The organism is Aequorivita sp. H23M31 (assembly GCF_004022485.1).
Taxonomy (GTDB): Bacteria; Bacteroidota; Bacteroidia; order Flavobacteriales; family Flavobacteriaceae; genus Aequorivita; species Aequorivita ciconiae.
This window is the reverse complement of sequence record NZ_CP034951.1, coordinates 1,666,392-1,685,125: the sequence shown is the minus strand read 5'-3', so window position 1 is coordinate 1,685,125 and position 18,734 is coordinate 1,666,392. Positions and strand designations below refer to the sequence as shown.

14 protein-coding genes are annotated in these 18,734 nt (G+C 38.1%); 9 read left to right on the top strand and 5 right to left on the bottom strand.

The window, feature by feature from the left end; translation table 11 throughout:
- Nucleotides 1-92: 92 nt before the first annotated feature.
- The 4 genes from EI546_RS07320 to EI546_RS07310 all read left to right on the top strand — a co-directional run bounded on the left by EI546_RS07320 (nucleotide 93) and on the right by EI546_RS07310 (nucleotide 3,753).
- Nucleotides 93-1,379, top strand: coding sequence for a citrate synthase (locus tag EI546_RS07320; RefSeq protein WP_128249930.1), 1,287 nt, complete (start codon nucleotides 93-95; stop codon nucleotides 1,377-1,379).
- 105 nt (nucleotides 1,380-1,484) lie between these two features.
- Nucleotides 1,485-1,919, top strand: a complete 435-nt coding sequence (locus EI546_RS16330) for a helix-turn-helix domain-containing protein (RefSeq protein ID WP_205649765.1) — start codon at nucleotides 1,485-1,487, stop codon at nucleotides 1,917-1,919.
- A gap of 14 nt (nucleotides 1,920-1,933) precedes the next feature.
- Nucleotides 1,934-2,785: an IS3 family transposase gene (locus tag EI546_RS07315; RefSeq protein WP_240673132.1), complete on the top strand. Its 852-nt coding sequence runs from the start codon at nucleotides 1,934-1,936 to the stop codon at nucleotides 2,783-2,785.
- 53 nt (nucleotides 2,786-2,838) lie between these two features.
- Nucleotides 2,839-3,753 carry a dimethylarginine dimethylaminohydrolase family protein gene (locus EI546_RS07310; RefSeq protein WP_128249929.1) on the top strand — a complete coding sequence of 305 codons (915 nt, stop codon included), beginning with the start codon at nucleotides 2,839-2,841 and terminating at the stop codon, nucleotides 3,751-3,753.
- Nucleotides 3,754-3,945: 192 nt separating this feature from the next.
- Here the strand turns inward: EI546_RS07310 and mgtE are convergent, their stop codons facing one another.
- Nucleotides 3,946-5,262, bottom strand: a complete 1,317-nt coding sequence (gene mgtE, locus EI546_RS07305) for a magnesium transporter (protein ID WP_128249928.1) — start codon at nucleotides 5,260-5,262, stop codon at nucleotides 3,946-3,948.
- Between the two features lie 446 nt (nucleotides 5,263-5,708).
- Here mgtE and EI546_RS07300 point away from each other — a divergent pair, with 446 nt between their 5' ends.
- The 5 genes from EI546_RS07300 (at nucleotide 5,709) to EI546_RS07280 (ending at nucleotide 13,398) form a co-directional block, all read left to right on the top strand.
- Nucleotides 5,709-7,889: a S9 family peptidase gene (locus EI546_RS07300; RefSeq protein ID WP_128249927.1), complete on the top strand. Its 2,181-nt coding sequence runs from the start codon at nucleotides 5,709-5,711 to the stop codon at nucleotides 7,887-7,889.
- A 21-nt stretch (nucleotides 7,890-7,910) separates the two neighbouring features.
- Nucleotides 7,911-9,497, top strand: a complete 1,587-nt coding sequence (locus EI546_RS07295; RefSeq protein WP_128249926.1) for a peptide MFS transporter — start codon at nucleotides 7,911-7,913, stop codon at nucleotides 9,495-9,497.
- Nucleotides 9,498-9,531: 34 nt separating this feature from the next.
- On the top strand, nucleotides 9,532-10,932 hold the full coding sequence (locus EI546_RS07290; RefSeq protein WP_128249925.1) for a peptide MFS transporter: 1,401 nt from the start codon (nucleotides 9,532-9,534) through the stop codon (nucleotides 10,930-10,932).
- A gap of 56 nt (nucleotides 10,933-10,988) precedes the next feature.
- Entirely contained in the window at nucleotides 10,989-12,776 is a 1,788-nt protein-coding gene (locus tag EI546_RS07285; protein ID WP_128249924.1) for a peptide MFS transporter, read from the top strand.
- Nucleotides 12,777-12,864: 88 nt separating this feature from the next.
- On the top strand, nucleotides 12,865-13,398 hold the full coding sequence (locus EI546_RS07280; protein WP_205649764.1) for a thioredoxin family protein: 534 nt from the start codon (nucleotides 12,865-12,867) through the stop codon (nucleotides 13,396-13,398).
- 27 nt (nucleotides 13,399-13,425) lie between these two features.
- Here EI546_RS07280 and EI546_RS07275 read toward each other — a convergent pair whose 3' ends face one another.
- From EI546_RS07275 to EI546_RS07260, 4 genes are all read right to left on the bottom strand, one after another.
- Nucleotides 13,426-15,312 carry a ComEC/Rec2 family competence protein gene (locus tag EI546_RS07275; protein WP_164905198.1) on the bottom strand — a complete coding sequence of 629 codons (1,887 nt, stop codon included), beginning with the start codon at nucleotides 15,310-15,312 and terminating at the stop codon, nucleotides 13,426-13,428.
- Between the two features lie 314 nt (nucleotides 15,313-15,626).
- Nucleotides 15,627-16,223, bottom strand: coding sequence for a C40 family peptidase (locus tag EI546_RS07270; protein WP_240673184.1), 597 nt, complete (start codon nucleotides 16,221-16,223; stop codon nucleotides 15,627-15,629).
- Nucleotides 16,224-16,319: 96 nt separating this feature from the next.
- Nucleotides 16,320-17,441: a lipid-A-disaccharide synthase gene (gene lpxB / locus EI546_RS07265; protein WP_128249921.1), complete on the bottom strand. Its 1,122-nt coding sequence runs from the start codon at nucleotides 17,439-17,441 to the stop codon at nucleotides 16,320-16,322.
- A gap of 90 nt (nucleotides 17,442-17,531) precedes the next feature.
- A complete protein-coding gene (locus EI546_RS07260) occupies nucleotides 17,532-18,509 on the bottom strand; it encodes a D-alanine--D-alanine ligase (protein WP_128249920.1) in 978 nt (325 codons plus the stop codon).
- Nucleotides 18,510-18,734: the final 225 nt, after the last annotated feature.

Here is an 18,734-nt window from a genome sequence, read left to right as displayed (position 1 = left end):
TTTTAACCTAACATACATCAAAAATGTTAAAATAATTGACGGCAATTTTGTACTTTAGCGAATCTGGTTAATTAAGAAAATAAACGATATATATGACAAAGATTGCGACCCTCGAATTGGATGGGAAAAAATATGAGCTACCTGTGGTAGAAGGAACCGAGAATGAGTTAGGTATAGATATAAAAAATCTGCGCAGCGAGACCAATGGCGTAGTAACATTGGACCCTGGCTATAAAAATACGGGAGCCTGTGAAAGTGCTATTACGTTTTTGGATGGCGAAAAAGGAATTCTGCGGTACCGAGGTTATGCTATAGAGGAACTGGCGGAGAAGGCCAACTTTCTGGAAGTTTGTTACCTACTTATTTTTGGAGAATTGCCTACCAAAGATCAACTCACAAAATTTCATAATGATATAAAGGCTCAGTCCCAAGTGGACGAGGATGTTAAAAAGATTCTGGATGGTTTTCCAAAATCGGCACATCCTATGGGCGTTCTTTCCTCTCTTACTTCTGCATTGGTTGCATTCAACCCTTCTTCTGTAAATGTGGATAGCGAGGAAGATATGTACAAGGCCATTGTAAAGATTCTCGCTAAATTCCCGGTACTTGCTGCGTGGACCTATAGAAAGCGGATGGGACTTCCATTGGATTACGGAGGAGAGAGTTTGGGTTATGTAGAGAACTTCCTAAAAATGATGTTCAGAAAACCAAATGGAGAATACAAGACCAATGAAACTATATTGGAGGCGCTTGATAAATTATTGATTTTGCACGCGGATCACGAACAAAACTGTTCTACGTCTACAGTGCGTATTGTGGGATCCTCCCACGCTGGGCTTTTTATTTCTATTTCCGCTGGTATCGCAGCACTTTGGGGTCCACTTCACGGAGGGGCAAACCAAGCTGTAATCGAAATGCTGGAAGCTATTAAGGAAGATGGAGGTGATACTAAAAAGTATATGGCCAAAGCAAAGGACAAAGACGATCCGTTCCGTTTAATGGGCTTCGGCCATAGAGTTTATAAAAACTTCGATCCGCGCGCCAAAATAATCAAAAAGGCAGCAGACAGCGTATTGGAAACGCTAGGGATGGATGACGATGTGTTGGACATTGCAAAAGCTTTGGAAAAAGAAGCCTTGGAAGACAAATACTTTGTTGACAGAAAACTATATCCAAATGTCGATTTCTATTCAGGTATTATTTATAGAGCTCTAGGGATTCCGGTTGAAATGTTTACCCCGATGTTTGCGCTGGGACGATTGCCAGGTTGGATTGCCCAATGGAGAGAAATGCGTCTTAATAAGGAACCTATAGGACGTCCAAGACAAATTTATATAGGGGAGACCCTTCGTAAATTTGTGCCTGTCGAGGAACGATAAGAACTAAACCTTAATATGCAAAAAAAGCACTTCAATATTGGGGTGCTTTTTTATATTTGCCCTATGTCCCGTCCTGAAATAGCGATACACTAAAACTTTAGTGTAATGAAAACATCAGAAAATACTGGGTATGTCAAGCGTACCCAAAAAGACTACTCGCTTTCTTTTAAGCTTCAAGTTGTTCAAGAAATAGAGTCAGGTCAACTTGAAAGACTCGAAGCTTGTCATAAATATGGGATCCAAGCTAGGTCAACTATAACACAATGGTTGCGAAAATATGGTACTTTTGATTGGGAGAACCAATCCCAAAAAGTTGTGGCAAAAACACCCGAACAGAAGATTCTAGAACTGGAAGCTAAGATAAGGTTATTAGAAAAGCAGAAGAACCGTGCGGAGCATCTCGCCGAAAGAGCAGATAAGAAGGCGATAATATTTGATATGCTTGTAGATCTGGCTGAAAAGGAATATCAAATTGATATCAGAAAAAATTACACACCCGACTCATCGACCTCTTCAAAGAAGAGCACAAAGAAACATTAGTTTCCACCTGTGATTTGCTCGGGGTAAATAGACAGGTATATTATAGATCAAAAAAGACTAAACTGCATAAACAGTCCATTGCTCAAAAGGTAATAGTGATGGTGCGGGAGATCCGAATGATTATGCCCAGATTGGGCGGTAAAAAACTATATTTTTTACTTAAAGATCAATTGTCACCTCTTAAAGTAGGGAGAGATAAACTCTTTAGAATATTAAGCGCTAACCATATGCTGATAACTCCAAAAAGACAGTACCATATTACAACAAACTCGCACCATCGATTTAGAAAACATAAAAATCTTGTAAGCACATTGGATATAGAAAGACCAGATTCTGTATGGGTAAGCGATATAACATATGTAGGGACCAGAGCCAATCCATCGTATCTGGCATTGATTACGGACGCATATTCAAAAAAGATCGTAGGGTATAATGTATCGACATCACTTTCTGTGGATGGTTCAGTAAAAGCTTTGGAAATGGCTCTGAACAATCGAAAACAAAGAGAGTATCCATTAATACACCACTCTGACCGGGGATTGCAATATTGCTCAAATGACTATCAAAAATTATTGGATGATAATGGGATCACCCCAAGCATGACCGAAAAATACGATCCTTACGAAAATGCAATCGCAGAGCGGATAAATGGAATTTTGAAACAAGAATTTGACATAGCAAAAAACGTCAAGGATTTTAGTTTAAAGCAGCAACTTATTGCAGGTGCAATAAAAACATACAACAATGTAAGGCCGCATTTTTCCAATCATATGCTAACACCAATACAAATGCACGGACAAAATAAATTGAAAAGAAAACAATACAAATCAAAAAAGCTGAACAATGACGTCATTGTTCAGCTTTAATTAATAAATTTAATCCTTTAATAATCTGTATCGGTTATTTAGGACTAGACACTATGATTAAATTAAATATTAACGACGAAATTTCACGATTGCGAGCGGTAGTTCTTGGAAGAGCTGATAGTAATGGTCCTATTCCGAAACTCGAGCACGCCTACGATCCAAAATCTGCCGAACATATTAAGGCAGGGACTTATCCCACCGACGAGGACATGACCTTAGAAATGGACGAAGTGGCAAAGGTGCTCGAAAAGTATGATGTAAAGGTCTATCGTCCACATTCAATTGCGGACTATAATCAGATTTTCTGTCGTGATATTGCTTTTGTAATTGAGGACAAATTTATAATTGCCAATATTTTAGACGACCGGTCCCAAGAAATTGATGCCATTGAAGATGTAATGAAGCAAATAGATCCTTCAAAGATTATCGAATTTCCAGAGGATGCCCATATTGAGGGAGGCGATGTAATGCCTTGGGGCGATTATATTTTTGTCGGCACCTATTATGGTAAAGATTATTCCAACTATATTACGGCTCGAACAAACATGAAAGGGGTCGAACATCTTCAAAAATTATTTCCCCATAAAAAAGTAAAATCTTTCAGTTTAAGAAAAAGTAATACAGTAGCCGATGAAAATGCACTCCATTTGGATTGCTGTTTCCAACCCTTAGGAATGGGAAAGGCAATTATTCACAAAGAAGGATTTTTAATAGAAGAGGAGTATAAATGGCTCGTCGATTTCTTCGGAATGGAAAACTGTTTTCATATCGATAAACGAGAAATGTACGATATGAACAGCAATATATTCTCCATTGCTCCAGATGTGGTCATTTCAGAAAAAAACTTTTCCCGACTTAACAAATGGTTACGAGAACACGGTTTCACTGTAGAAGAAGTTCCTTATGCAGAAATTGCCAAACAAGAAGGTTTGCTTCGGTGCTCTACTTTGCCTTTAATAAGAGATTAAGGTAGGTGTCGGGCTATAATTGAAGGAGTAGCTTATTTCGAAAGACTCTCTTCTTCTGTTGAAGGAGTGGATTTTTTGTTTAAATCATTCTGATGGTATCAAGCTATTTAATAAGCTCTAGTTCAAAGTTCTTATAAAAAAGACTTTCGTTGAATAAATTCCTATTTCCTTATCTCTTTGTCTCATAGTGGGTCATAAAAGTTTCCCCGCCAAGAAGAAGGCTGCAATTGAAAAATAGATTATTATACCGGTAACGTCAACCAAAGTTGCTACGAATGGAGCCGAGGCTGTGGCTGGATCCAGTTTTACCCATCGTAATATAAAGGGAATTAGAGACCCTGATAATGTTCCCCATAAAACGATAAAAACAAGAGAAACCGATACACTCAATGCCACATACAACCAAAACTCACCATAGTTGTATATTCCCGTTTCCTGCCAAATAAATATTCGGATAAATCCGATTGATCCTAAGATGGCGCCAAGAATAAGTCCGGAGAAAAGTTCTTTTTTCATAACATACCACCAGTCTTTTAATTTCAACTCTTTAAGGGCCATTGCCCGAATTATCAGAGAAGCTGCTTGAGAACCGGAGTTACCTCCACTGGAAATTATCAGTGGAACAAACAGGGCCAACACTACCGCTTTTTCAATTTCTCCTTCAAAATATCCCATTGCCGATGCGGTAAGCATTTCTCCAAAAAATAAAATTACCAACCAGCCTGCACGCTTTTTCACCAAATCTCGTAATGAGGATTGCGTGTACGACATATCCAAACCTTCCGTACCCCCAAATTTATGTATGTCTTCAGTGGTTTCCTCTTGAACTCTATCAAGGATGTCGTCGAAAGTTACGATACCAACCAAAACACCAGATTCCGTAGTTATGGGTAGGGCCGAACGATCGTATTTGTCAAATATATCTATGGCTTCCTCAATGGGGGTTGTTGATGTTATTGATAGCACATGGTAGTCCATAAGCTCCGATATTTTGGTGCTCGATTCCGCCATAAGTAATTGTCCAATCCGAAGGTCATCGATAAGTTTATTGTCCTTATCTACTACATAAACAAAATTTAAGGTTTCAGCTTTTTTACCTACCAATTTGATATGCCTCAAAACCTGCTCTACTGTTTTCTCGGGTTTCGTCTGTATATAATGCGGCGTCATCAAACGGGCAATACTGTCTTTTTCATAACCAATGAGACTTAGGGCGATTTCGCGTTCGTCGTGGTTCAGTAAATTAATGGAGGTTTTGATTAAGTGATCAGGAAAATTATCAAAGAGTTTTGTCCGGTCATCCGGTGGAAGATTGTTAAGAACATTAGCAAGGTCTTTCGTTCCTAATGACTTTATTATTTCTAATTGCACCAAGGGTTTCAAAAAAGGAAATACAAGCGTTTTCTTGTCCGCAGGAAGCATAAGGAAAGAAACATTTCTTTCCTGACTTTCCATTTCTGTCAGTTGCTCCGCAATGTCGGCGGGATGCTGGTTATGAAAATTTACCATTGGTGTATTTGTTATTAATATAGATTTTGGACAATTTGAATTCGATATTACTAGACCTGTACGTTTTTGCCCTCCAGGTGTATTTTAGCTCATGTTTCGAGTGCATCGAGTTCATTTTTACCATAAATGGAGTTTTTTTCCTTTTTTAGAATTTTATCTAATATCCGTAAAACTAAGAAATAATGTTGATAGCTTATGGAATACAGGTTCTTTGTTTATGCTCTTTTTAAAGTGAATTAGAAAGAGATCGACTTTGCCGTTCCAACTCCGTGAGGTTTAAGAAGTTTCTAATTAGGAAATTTCCATAGGGAAGATTTCTAACAATTTGGTACACTTGTTTAAAACCCTTCTTTGCTTCGAATACCTCTAAAATCCTTATTTAACAGAAAAACGGACGCATCTTTCACAAAAAATTAGTAAACTTGGCATGCCAAAAATTTAACATTTTGAACAGACTTATTTCGCTCTCTCTTTTACTGTTGTTTATCACAGCTTTTTCCCCCATTACCTCACAGAAAAAGGACATAACTCTTAAAGAAATATGGGGTGGTGAATTTCGCACACAAGGAATGGACGTTCTGCGATCGCTTAAAAATGGAAAGGAATATGCAGTGCTAAATTACGATAGAAACAAGAAAGCCTCCACCATAGATGTTTATAGATATAAAGATGGAGAAAAAGTCCGCACACTATTAAACAGTTCGAACTTTCCCGGAGTAAATTATATTATATCGTATGAACTAAATAAGGATGAATCAAAAATCCTATTCTCAACAGAATTACAGCAGATTTATCGCCGCTCCTCTCTAGGTACCTATTATGTTTACGATACAAAAACCCAGAAAATCGCCCTTGTTTCTACAAATAAAATTCAAGAACCCACCTTAAGCAATGATGGAACTAAAATTGCCTACGGTTTTCAGAACAATCTTTACATAAAAGATTTAAACTCTAATGAAACCAAGCAGATTACACAGGATGGGAAGAAAAATAGTATTATAAACGGAATTACGGACTGGGTTTATGAAGAAGAATTTGCCTTTGTTCGTGCTTTTGAGTGGAGCGTTAACGGTGACAAATTGGCTTACATAAGGTTTGATGAAAAAGATGTACCTGAGTATAGTATGGACGTATATGGAAGTGATCTTTATCCGTATCCAGAAACTTTTAAATATCCGAAGGCGGGGGAAAACAACTCTGTGGTTTCTCTACAACTTTATGACCTTGCCTCGGGAAATACCTCCGAGATAGATCTTTCAAAATACAACAACTACTACATTCCCCGTTTGAAATGGACCAAAGAAAATAACATTCTTAGCGTTCAACTTACCAACCGTCATCAGAATGCTGTTGATTTGGTTTTTGTGGATGCGGCAAACAATACTTCCAAATTGATTTTGGAAGAAAAAGACGCTGCTTATGTCGATATTACCGATAATCTGACATTTTTAGGCAACAATAGCTTTTTCTGGACTAGCGAAAAAGATGGCTGGAATCATATCTATCAATATGATAAAAATGGCAAGTTGCTGTATCAGATAACTAAAGGTTCGTGGGAGGTTACCGATTTCTATGGTTTTGATGAGAATACTGGACGGGTTTATTACCAAAGCACCGAAAATGGAAGTATTAACCGCGATGTTTATTCTATATTGCCATCAGGGAAAAACAAAGTGCGATTGACCCAGGAAACAGGAACCAATAGTGCCGATTTCAGTGCAGATTACACTTATTTTATCAATGTTTTTTCAAACGCAACCACTCCGTATATCTATTCTCTTTACGAATCCAAATCAGGAAAAATGATTCGTGAAATCAAAAACAATAACGATTTAAGATCACGGTTATCTTCTTATAAAATTTCACCTAAGGAATTTTCCACCATCCCTATCAATGGGGAAGACCTGAATATGTATATGATAAAGCCTTTGGATTTTGATCCTAAAAAAGAATATCCATTGTTTATGTACCAGTATTCGGGTCCCGGTTCACAAAATGTTTCAAACAGCTGGATGGGTACAAATGATTATTGGCATCAGATGCTTGCCAATGAGCAGGATATCATTGTGGTGTGTGTTGATGGTCGCGGAACTGGTTTTAAAGGAAGTAAGTTTAAGAAAATGACTCAAAAGGAACTCGGTAAATACGAGGTCCAAGATCAAATTGATGCTGCTAAAAAACTAAGTGAACTCCCGTATATAGATCCAGCCCACACGGGAATTTGGGGTTGGAGTTACGGTGGGTTTATGGCTTCAAATTGTTTGTTCCAGGCTCCCGATGTTTTCGAAATGGCAATTGCCGTGGCACCGGTAACCAGTTGGAGATTTTATGATAGTATTTATACTGAGCGTTATATGCAAACTCCACAGGAGAATCCTTCTGGTTATGATGAAAACTCCCCGCTATCGCACGTTAAAAATTTAGAGGGCGCATTTCTTTTGGTTCACGGAAGTGCTGACGATAATGTCCACGTTCAAAATACGATGCGTCTGGTAGAGGCTCTAGTACAGGAAAACAAGCAGTTTGATTGGCGAATTTATCCCGATAAAAACCATGGGATCTATGGTGGAAATACACGATTGCATTTATATACATTAATGACCGATTTTATAAAAAAGAACTTATAACAAATAACTTAAATTCAATTTATGGGCAGAATAGATGATCCTCAATTGGCAAGGCACCTTGCGAAACGCGGCATAGACGATAAAATGGTAATGGGGCATCCCGCTGGTTTGTTTATCCTGTTTTTTACCGAAATGTGGGAACGTTTCAGTTATTATGGAATGCGTGCGTTATTGACGGTATTCTTGATAACCGAAATTAGTAAGGAGGGCTGGGGATGGACGAGCGCGGAAGCACTACAGTTATATTCCTGGTATACCGGACTGGTTTATTTAACCCCGCTAATTGGAGGTATTATCGCCGATAAATTTACTGGCTTTAGAAAAGCTATTTTATTAGGGGCATTGATAATGACGCTGGGGCATGCTTCTATGGCGTTGGAAATGGTAAGCCCAACTTTCTTTTACATCGGTCTTGTATTTATGATTTTAGGGAACGGGATGTTTAAACCGAACATTTCCTCTATGGTGGGACAATTGTACCCTGATAATAGTGCCAAAAAGGATGCAGGCTATACCATTTTCTATATGGGAATTAATGCCGGTGCCTTTTTAGGAATGTTGCTTTGTGGATATATTGGTGAAAAAGTGGGATGGCATTATGGATTTGGATTGGCAGGAGTCTTTATGCTATTTGGGATGCTACAATTCTATTTTGGTCAAAAGATTTTTGGTATAATAGGAGAGGAGCCACCTGCAAAAAGTGAGGTTCCTGTTGAAAAAATTGTTGACGAGGATGAAGAGCCAGAACCAGAGGCACATATTGTAAGAGACCGATTGGTAGTAGTTGGGGTTTTAATGGTTGCAAGTATATTTTTCTTCTTTGCCTTTGAGCAAGCTGGAGGATCTATGACTGTTTTTGCTAAAAATTATACACAGAGAATACTTGAAGGTAACGCCGGAAGTATATTTAAGTGGGTGGACGCAATATTGACTATTTTCCCTATTCTTATTGTTTCCTATGTATTATATGGTCTAGGTAAGAGGATTTTTAAAGATTATCCATTAACCATTATTTTTACGGCCATTTCATTTGTTATCATTTGGATATTAGGAATCTGGAAAGTAAATAGAGAATTTAACCTAGAGGAAACAGAAGTTACGGTTTCCTGGTTCCAAATTTTGAATTCCTTTTTCATCATTACCCTAGCATCTTCTTTTAGTAAAATGTGGGAAAAAGTATGGAACCCTTCAGGTCCTGTTAAATTCGCAATGGGATTGGCATTGGTAGGAGTCGGTTTTATTGTATTGGCAGTTGGATCCAGTAGTATTCCCCAGGGTGCAGAAACTGCCGCAGTAAGTATGATCTGGTTGATTCTTGCTTATTTCTTCCACACTACGGGAGAATTATGTTTATCGCCAGTAGGGCTGTCTTATGTATCCAAGTTATCACCAAAACGCTTATCGGGATTGTTGTTTGGTCTTTGGTTTACAGCTTCCGCTATCGCCAACTTTATCGCTGGCCAAACCGGAGCGTATATTGACAGAATTTCAGAAACATACTCAATGTCAACATTCTTCTTGATTATTGCCGGAATACCAATGTTTGCCGCGGTGCTCTTGTTGATTTTCAATCCGAAATTAAAGAAAATGATGCACGGAATTCGTTAATGGATTCTATGTGCATTAACTAAAAACATATCAAATGGACGAACCCGTTACCTACCATAAGCAAAAGGAAATTTTTGGACATCCAATTGGGCTCTATATTCTGTTCTTTACGGAAATGTGGGAGCGCTTCTCCTATTATGGAATGCGGGCTATTTTAGTACTTTATTTAGTAGCCAGAACCACAGATGGAAATGCTGGTTTGGGCTGGACAAATCAGGAAGCTTTAAGCTTGTACGGTTGGTATACCATGTTGGTATATGTTATGTCAATTCCAGGTGGTTGGATTGCTGATAAATTTATCGGGCAAAAAAAGTCCGTGCTCTACGGAGGGATCTTACTGGTTTTCGGTCATGGAATATTATCTGTGGAAGAAGTATGGGCGTTCTATTCAGGTCTAGCTTTAATTGTGGCAGGTGTAGGAATGCTTAAACCAAATATTTCTACCATGGTCGGGGGCTTATATGCTCCGGGGGATATAAGACGTGACAAAGGATTTACCATTTTTTATATAGGGATCAATGTGGGTGCCTTTGCTGCAAGCCTTATCGTAGGATACGTAGGTGAAGTCTATGGGTGGCATTATGGTTTCGGATTGGCGGCAATCGGAATGACACTTGGTTTGATTCAGTATATTGTAGGTCAAAAGCATTTAAAGCATGTAGGCAACCATCTTCCAAAAAGTACCGATCCGGAAGAAGTGGCTGCTGCCAAACGTCCGTTAACCAAGATAGAAAAGGATCGAATCAAAGTGCTTTTGTTATCGTTTCTTTTAGTTATCGTTTTTTGGGGCGCTTATGAGCAGGCCGGAGGTTTGATGAATATTTATGCCATGGAAAAGACCAACCGGTTTTTGGGAACTTTTGAAATACCCGCCTCTTGGTTCCAGTCCTTAAATCCGGCTTATATAATTATTCTTGGAACTTTTGTAGCTGGGTTTTGGGCCAAGAGAAAGCTTAAGGGAAAAAACGCATCTTCTTTGTTCAAAATGTGTATCGGACTGATTATAATGGGTGCAGGTTTTTTCTTTATGACAGGGGCTGCAGCACAATATCAAGCCGAAGGTTCTTCTGCAATGTATTGGTTGGTCCTTGCTTATCTTTTTCATACTACTGGCGAACTGTGTCTTTCACCAGTAGCACTTTCCTATATCACTAAACTTACTCCAGTAAAATATGCATCCATAATGATGGGAATTTATTTTGCTATGACCGGATTTGGCGATAAGATTGCCGGGCTCTTGGGAGAATCTGCTTCGTCATTAGGAGAATTTACCGTATTTACAGGGATAGCCATCTTTTCCGTAGCCTTCGGATTTTTGGTTCTCATAGTGAGAAAGCGATTTGAAAAATTGACTCACGGAGTAGAGGATAACGAACGTGAATTTGTTCCCGAACAGGAAAAATTTGATTTGGGAAATCCTACAATAAATGGATAATTCTTTTTTAAAGCTATTCAACTTTTAAAATCAACTGAGAATTTATTTTTATATCTATGAATACTGACATCGAAAAACTTTTTAAGGACACGGTTCTGGGACATCCCGCGGGACTTTTTATACTTTTCTTTACCGAAATGTGGGAGCGTTTTTCATTCTATGGAATGCGGATTCTCTTAATTTTATTTCTTACCGCTCCTTTTTTAAGTAACAATCCCGGATGGGACTGGCCACGGGAGCATGCACTATCGTTAATTGGTACCTATGCTTCGCTGTTGTACCTAACACCCATTGTGGGCGGATGGATAGCCGATAAATTTACAGGATATCGCATAGCGGTAATTATTGGGTGTATTATTATGACTATGGGTCACGCTGCAATGGCGTTGGACACTACGCTTACCTTTTATTTAGGTCTGGCCTTTTTGGTAATAGGAACGGGTTTCTTTAAACCGAACATTACATCCATTATTTCTGAAATGTACAAAACCCGCGAATCCAAGAAGGACGGTGCCTACACTATTTTTTATATGGGTGTAAATGCCGGTGCATTCTTCGGAATGATGCTTTGTGGCTACCTTGGCGAAAATTATGGATGGCATTATGGTTTTGGACTTGCCGGTATTTTTATGCTCTTGGGAATGCTGCAGTTTATTCTTGCTCACAAAATCTTCGGAAAAGTGGGAGATAAACCAGCTAGAAAGGAAGCTGTAGTTATTCCAACTGCTGATAGAAATGAGACTCCTGAAAATGTTGAAGAAGAAATAAAAGCTGAAATAAAACTCAACCCTTTTACCTCTTTCGATTATGTTTTAATAGTCCTATCCTCAATTGGTGGTCTGTTATATTTATTTAATGATCCTTTAGATACTATTTATGATTATTCCTTGGTTCCTTTTGAAATAGGAGGTATGAGCGGAACTAATATCGTTGTATTGGCTGCACTGGCTATGTTTCTTGTTTTGCTTGTAACCCGTATAGCTCGCTACCTTCCTATTGTTAGGGACAGACTGATTGCCGTAACCATATTCGCGTTGTTTACGGTTTTTTTCTTCGCCTTCTTTGAGCAGTCCTTAGGTTCTATGACCTTGTTTGCACAAGATTATACCGATAGGACATTAACAGGAAATTCAGCAAATATATTTAGGATAGTGGATACGCTTCTTACCACTGTCCCTCTTATAATTATTACTTGGGTGATATTTCTGTTGGTCAAGAAAACCCATCATAGGATTGCGTGGTCAAATTTTGCCTTGTCGCTAGCCTTTGTTATTATTTGGGCCCTTGTTATTTATAGGCTTGTAGATAAATTCAGCCAACCACACCTTGAAGTAGATGCCACTTGGTTCGGAATCTTGAACTCATTTTTTATTATTACCCTTGCTCCGCTTTTCTCAAAATGGTGGGAGAGCAAATACAATCCCAGTGCAGCCATGAAATATGGAATTGGTTTGATTTTGTTGGGTCTTGGTTTTGCCATTCTTTCCTATGGTGCTTCCGATATTCCACCTGGGGCAATGACTGCCTCAGTCAGCATGATTTTCTTGATTCTGGCATACCTCCTCCATACTATGGGCGAACTATGTTTGTCTCCTCTTGGGTTGTCTTATTTAAGTAAGTTGGTTCCGGCCCGAATGATTGGATTTATGTTTGGTGTTTGGTATTTGGCAATTGCCGTTGGGCAAAAGGCCGCAAATACTATGGGCGGAATGATCGATAAAATTTCTGCGGAATATTCCCTTGGAACATTCTTCTTGATTTTTACATTAATTCCTATCGGAGTTGGAATAATTTCAATGTTATTAAATCCCGTATTGAAAAGGCTGATGCACGGAATACGTTAATACACAATACTTTTTTTATAAAAACGTTCCTTTTTGTGGAACGTTTTTTGTTTTCTTACTTTTACATTATTAATAAAAAGAGACTTTGATGAAAAATATATTTCTACTTTGTTTGTTATTGGCATTTGGCTCAATAACCGCGCAACAGGTAAACTGGATGACTATGGAAGAGGCCTTAGCCGCCCAAAAAGAAAATCCGAAGAAGATTTTTATGGATGTATATACCACTTGGTGCGGACCGTGTAAAATGCTTGATAAAAATACATTTAGCGATAAGAATGTGGCTGAGTATTTAAACAAGAATTATTACCCTGTAAAATTTAATGCCGAAGGCAACGAATCCATAACCTATCAGGATTTTACCTATACCAATCCGAATTATCAAGCGGAAAGAAAGGGAAGGAACAGCCAGCATCTGCTCGCTCATGCCTTAAAAGTGAATGCTTATCCCACAGTGGTATTTTTCAGGGAAAATGGTGATCTCATCCAAGGAGTGCCGGGATATAGAACACCACAGCAACTTGAGATTTTTCTAAAGATGATCTACAACGATGATTATATGAAGTTAACCACACCTGAGGCTTGGGAGGAATATCAAAAGAATTTTAAGTATACATTTTAGAATAGTCTTTTGCGTTTCATATTCAGACTATTCTATTAGGAAAGCTCCTTGTTCTGCAGTATCGAAGAACGGGAGCTTTTTTAATTTGCAAGTGGCTTTCCATCGATTTTTATAAGAATAATAATTTGTGCCATCTGCCAAAACACGAAAGGGCTTCACACTATCAATAAGCCTCGTTAGATTTACCTTAGAATTTTCCGTAAGGATTACTGTATGAATATTTCCTTGTTTTGGGAATAATGCTAGACTGTCCAAAATTAGAATATTCCTATTCTTATAACTCACAACCGTGGGTAGGGATGTTTCTGAAATATTTCTAATGTTCATGGCGGTTTTATATGATTTTATAGGATAGGCATTTCCAGCATCAGCGGTAGAATCATTGTGAAAAATCAACATTTCTCCGCGCCGTTTATAAGCCAGTATAGTTTTATTATTCTTATGAAATAATATTAATTGATTTTTAGAAGTTCTGAATTCATCATATATAAAAACCCCTACCAGTATGGTCATCGACAATAGGGAATACACGAGCCGGGAATAATTTAACTTTCTCAAAAGCATTCCCAATGCTATGACCATTAGATACGTTCCCAAAACTTTTAAAGTTGAGAAATGTATATCCTTGAAAAGAAATTCGTCTTTATCTGCTATCCAATAGATAAATCCGTTAAGCGCCTCTATCATTGCATTGTAAGTTTCCGCAAGCCAATCGGGCAAAGTATTTATAACAGCCAGGATTACTATAAGCAATCCACCACACATTAAAATAGTTAGGAAGGGCAAGACAACGATATTGGTTAATAAGAATAATCCTGGAAATTGATGGAAGTAATATAGGTTAAGAGGTAAAACTCCAATTTGAGCACAGATTGTTACGCTCGCAATTCCCCATAATTTCCTCAGGAACCAATTTGTAGAATAGCCGATTTTATAGAGAATAGGATGTAACCATAAAATGAAAAATACAGCAAGATAGCTCAGTTGAAACCCCACCTGAAACAACCATAGCGGATTAATAATTAATATGGTTAACAGCGATAAAAAAAGCGTGTTGATACCATTGGTCCTCCGTTGCAATATTTGCGCAAAGGCAAAGAAGCTGAACATAGTAACAGCTCTAGTGACGGAGGGAGATAATCCTGAGAGAATGGCGAAAAACCATAACAAAAGTATAATTGAAACGGAACCGAGAATGTTTCCATATTTCCACCGTTTAAGAGGAGCAAATAAGACGGCAAGTATTGCATAAAGAATGCCTACGTGAAGACCCGATACTGCTAGAATGTGCACCGCACCCGCAGCGGCATATTCGTCATAAAGACTTTTGTCAATATCCTTCTTTTCACCTAAGATAAGGGCCTGCACAATAGCACGCTCATCAGTTTTCAGTTTTGATTCCTTCAGTTTCTCTACTATTCCAGTACGGAGGTTTTGGGCTGTACCAAATATTGTGGAGCGACTCGACATCGCTTTTAAAACTTGCTTTTCTGAAACCCTAATTTGACCATAAACCCCTTGAGATTTCATGTATTTTGAATAATCGAACTGATGTGGATTTAAAGGTTGTGGAATTGTAGAAATTGAACCATAAACCAATAGTACTTCGTCTGGTTTAAACTCTGGGTGCAGGGAATCCTTGGCCATAACTAAAACTATATTACCACTTACAGGTATTTCATTTATGGCTTGTACATTTGCAAAATATTTGTAGTTATAGTTATCCGGTTTTAAAGTCTGAAAAATCTTAATCTGAATTATTTTCGGAGCATCTTCAGCCACAAAATATGTGAAATGATTGGGCCGAAATTGTGGCAATCTCAATTGGTAACTAAAATATCCAACTGCGAAGAAGCAGAGATAGGTAGCACTTCCAAAATAAATCTGCTGGATTAACTGCTTTCGTGATATCAACCATAAGATGCTTGTTAGACAAAATAGAAATAGAAGGGGTCTGAGAATGAGATAGGGAATAGGGAAGAAGTGGGCCGTAAGAATCCCCAACATTAGTAAACATGAAAACCTGACTATGGCGAAGTTTATAAATTTCATGTCCCATATTTTTAAGTTTGTTACTTAAAATTACCGGGGCGTTTAACTTATAATGGGGAGAGAAAATTTAATAGCCAATCTATTCTCGGGAAGTTTTGTGAAAGATGACGCTTTTTATATCTGTTTTTGTTCTATTCTTTTCGAGATGTTCCTACTAAGATAAAGAAAATTTGAAATCAAATAACGCGTCGAACTTCAACGAAGGCATTTTTCCAATAGGTTTCATCCAGAGAGGAAATAATTACGCCGGCGCGCGTTGTAGAATGGATAAACCTTATTTGCCCACCCTCAGCTTTCACTACCAGTCCTACGTGACTAATAACATTTTTACTGCTGGTTTTAAAAAACACCAAATCTCCTTCTTCCACTTCCTTAAGAGATATTGGTATTCCCTGAGTAGCCATATCTCGGGAAATTCTGGGTAATTCAATGTTTTCTTTTTTAAAGGCGGTACACACCAACCCGGAACAATCCATTCCAGCTTTGGTGGTTCCACCAAACTTATAACGGGTGCCTTCAAAAGTTTTGGCATAATCAATAATTTCCTGCTTCACTTTATACGGCGCTTCATCCCTATCTTCATAAAACAATTCGTTCGAACTCGGTTCTACCTTGCGTATTGGCGTTTTAGGAGTATTTGGAGCTCTGCCAATTCTTGAATGACTATTACTGCTGTTTTTTGATTTATGGTGGGCGGTCTGGGTAGTATGGGTAGTACCGCACGAAATAAGTAGTAAACTCAAGATCAAAAGGAGCGATAAATTTCTCATCATTGACAACTTTAAAATCATCTGTTAAAGATATGAAAATATATATATTATAAACTGTCGAATTATACGCATCAGGGTATTTTAAGGAAATGGAATTCCTTAATGCTTGCCAGAGATGGAATGATAAATCATTTGCGCGGTTTTTTCACTGGCTCCGCGTCCACCCAGAGCGTTCTCAAGATTATAATAATCCAAGAACATTTCATTGCGCTTTTGTGGATTTAAGATATTTTTCAGAGCTACTTCCAGCTCCTTTTTGTTGAAATCTTTTTGAATCAATTCGGTTACAACGGTTTTGTTCAGTATCAGATTTACGAGGGAAATATACTCTAGATTAATAACCCGCTTGGCAATCTCGTAGCTAATTCTGTTTCCCTTATAACACACCACTTGTGGCACTTTGAAAAGTGCAGTTTCTAGGGTAGCCGTGCCGGAAGTAACGAGCGCAGCATGGGCAATACTCAATAAATCATAGGTTTTATTGGAAACAAAGTGGACATTTTTCGTAGTGAGAAAAGTTTCGTAAAATGATTTTTCCTGGCTGGGCGCTCCAGCAATCACAAATTGGTATCCTCCGAAATTTTTGGCTACCGAAATCATTATTTCCAACATTTTTTTAATTTCCTGTTTTCGACTTCCGGGTAATAGCGCAATAACGGGTCGTTGATCGAGACCATTGTCTTTCTTAAAAACCTTTGGATTTACCTGTTTTCTATTATGAATGGCATCAATTAATGGATGGCCTACAAAGTGAACGGGAAAATTGTGTTTCTTCTCATAAAAATCTTTTTCAAAAGGAAGAATCACGTACATTTCATCTATATCCCTTTTTATTTCTTTTATCCTACCTTCTTTCCAGGCCCAAATCTGGGGAGAAATATAGTAATGTGTTCGGTAACCCTTTTCTCGGGCCCATTTTGCGATGCGTAGATTAAAACCTGGATAATCTATAAAAATAATAACATCCGGATTAAAGGTTTCAATGTCGTTTTTACAGAATTTTATATTTTTTAAGATGGTGCCCAAGTTCATGGCCACCTCCAGAAAACCCATAAAGGCGAGATCTCTATAATGCTTTACCTCTGTTCCGCCAGCAGCTTTCATCAAATCGCCACCCCAGAAGCGAAATTCCGCCTTAAGGTCTTCTTTTTTTAGGGCTTTTATTAGATTAGCTCCGTGTAAATCTCCCGAAGCCTCTCCCGCTATGAGGTAATATTTCATTCTTAAAAAGGTTGCAAGTTAGGGCTTTCAGGTTGGAGGTTACAAGTTCGGTCTAAATAGAACCTGAAACTTTAAACCTTAAACCAGAAACTATTTTAGTACGTTTTGTATTAAGATATCAAAAAAATCAGTTAAGGTCATTCCTGCTTCCCGAGCTTGTTTGGGGACAATACTTTCTTTTGACAGTCCAGGATTGGTATTTATTTCTAAAAAATAGGGTTTTCCTTTTTGGATAATAAAATCGCTTCTTGTGATACCTTTCATATTGAGCAGGCCGTAGATTCTTTTAGCTTCTTGTTGCAGCATTTCGGTTTCCTCTTCCGAAATTCGAGCTGGTGTAATTTCTTGTGATTTCCCCAAATACTTGGCGGCGTAATCGAAAAATTCATTTTCAGAGACTATTTCCGTAGGCGGTAGAGCGATGATTTCGCTTCCATTGTTGTAAACTCCTACTTGTACCTCGGTTCCATTGAGGGCAGTTTCTATAATTATTTCAGAATCCTCGGTAAAGGCCAAATCAATGGCAGGCATTAAATCTTCTATATTATGAACTTTGCTTATCCCAAAACTCGATCCTGAACGGTTAGGTTTTACGAAACATGGCAGGCCGGTTTTCAGGACGATTTGTTCCATATCTATTTCGTTACCCTTATTTATATAGAAGGAATTTGCGCAAAGCACGCCGAAACCTTTGAGAACTGATAAACAATCTCTTTTATTAAAGCTAAGTGCTGCCTGATAATATTCCGTACTGGTCTGGGGAATATCCAGCAACTTCCAATAGGCTTGGAGATATCCATCTTCTCCCGGAGTTCCATGAATGGTGTTGAAAATGGCATCTGAATGAATGGTTTCGGTACCGCTATTAAAACTAAAATCTGCCTTATTTACTGGGTGTTTCGTGCCGTCCTGGTCAACAAAAAACCATCCTGATTTTAGGATATGGATTGGATACACTTCATATTTATCTCTATTCAGTGAATTGCATACCACGGTACCACTACCTATAGAGATTTCGAATTCGCTGGAATACCCGCCCATTACCACTGCTATATGTTTCTTTCCCATATCAAAGGATTTTAAAAAATTCGATTGTAAAAGTATGAAAATATGTGATGAGTCTAGGGGTAATGAGAGGTGAGTTATGGGTTCTAAGTTAATAGAGAGAGGGTACAGGAGCCAAGAAACAAAATTTCATTCTATTATGAAATATTCTTAAAAATAATTTTTACAAATCCTTATCTTTTCATCACAAAATTGATTCTTGAAATGCTTTTCCTAACGGAATATTTT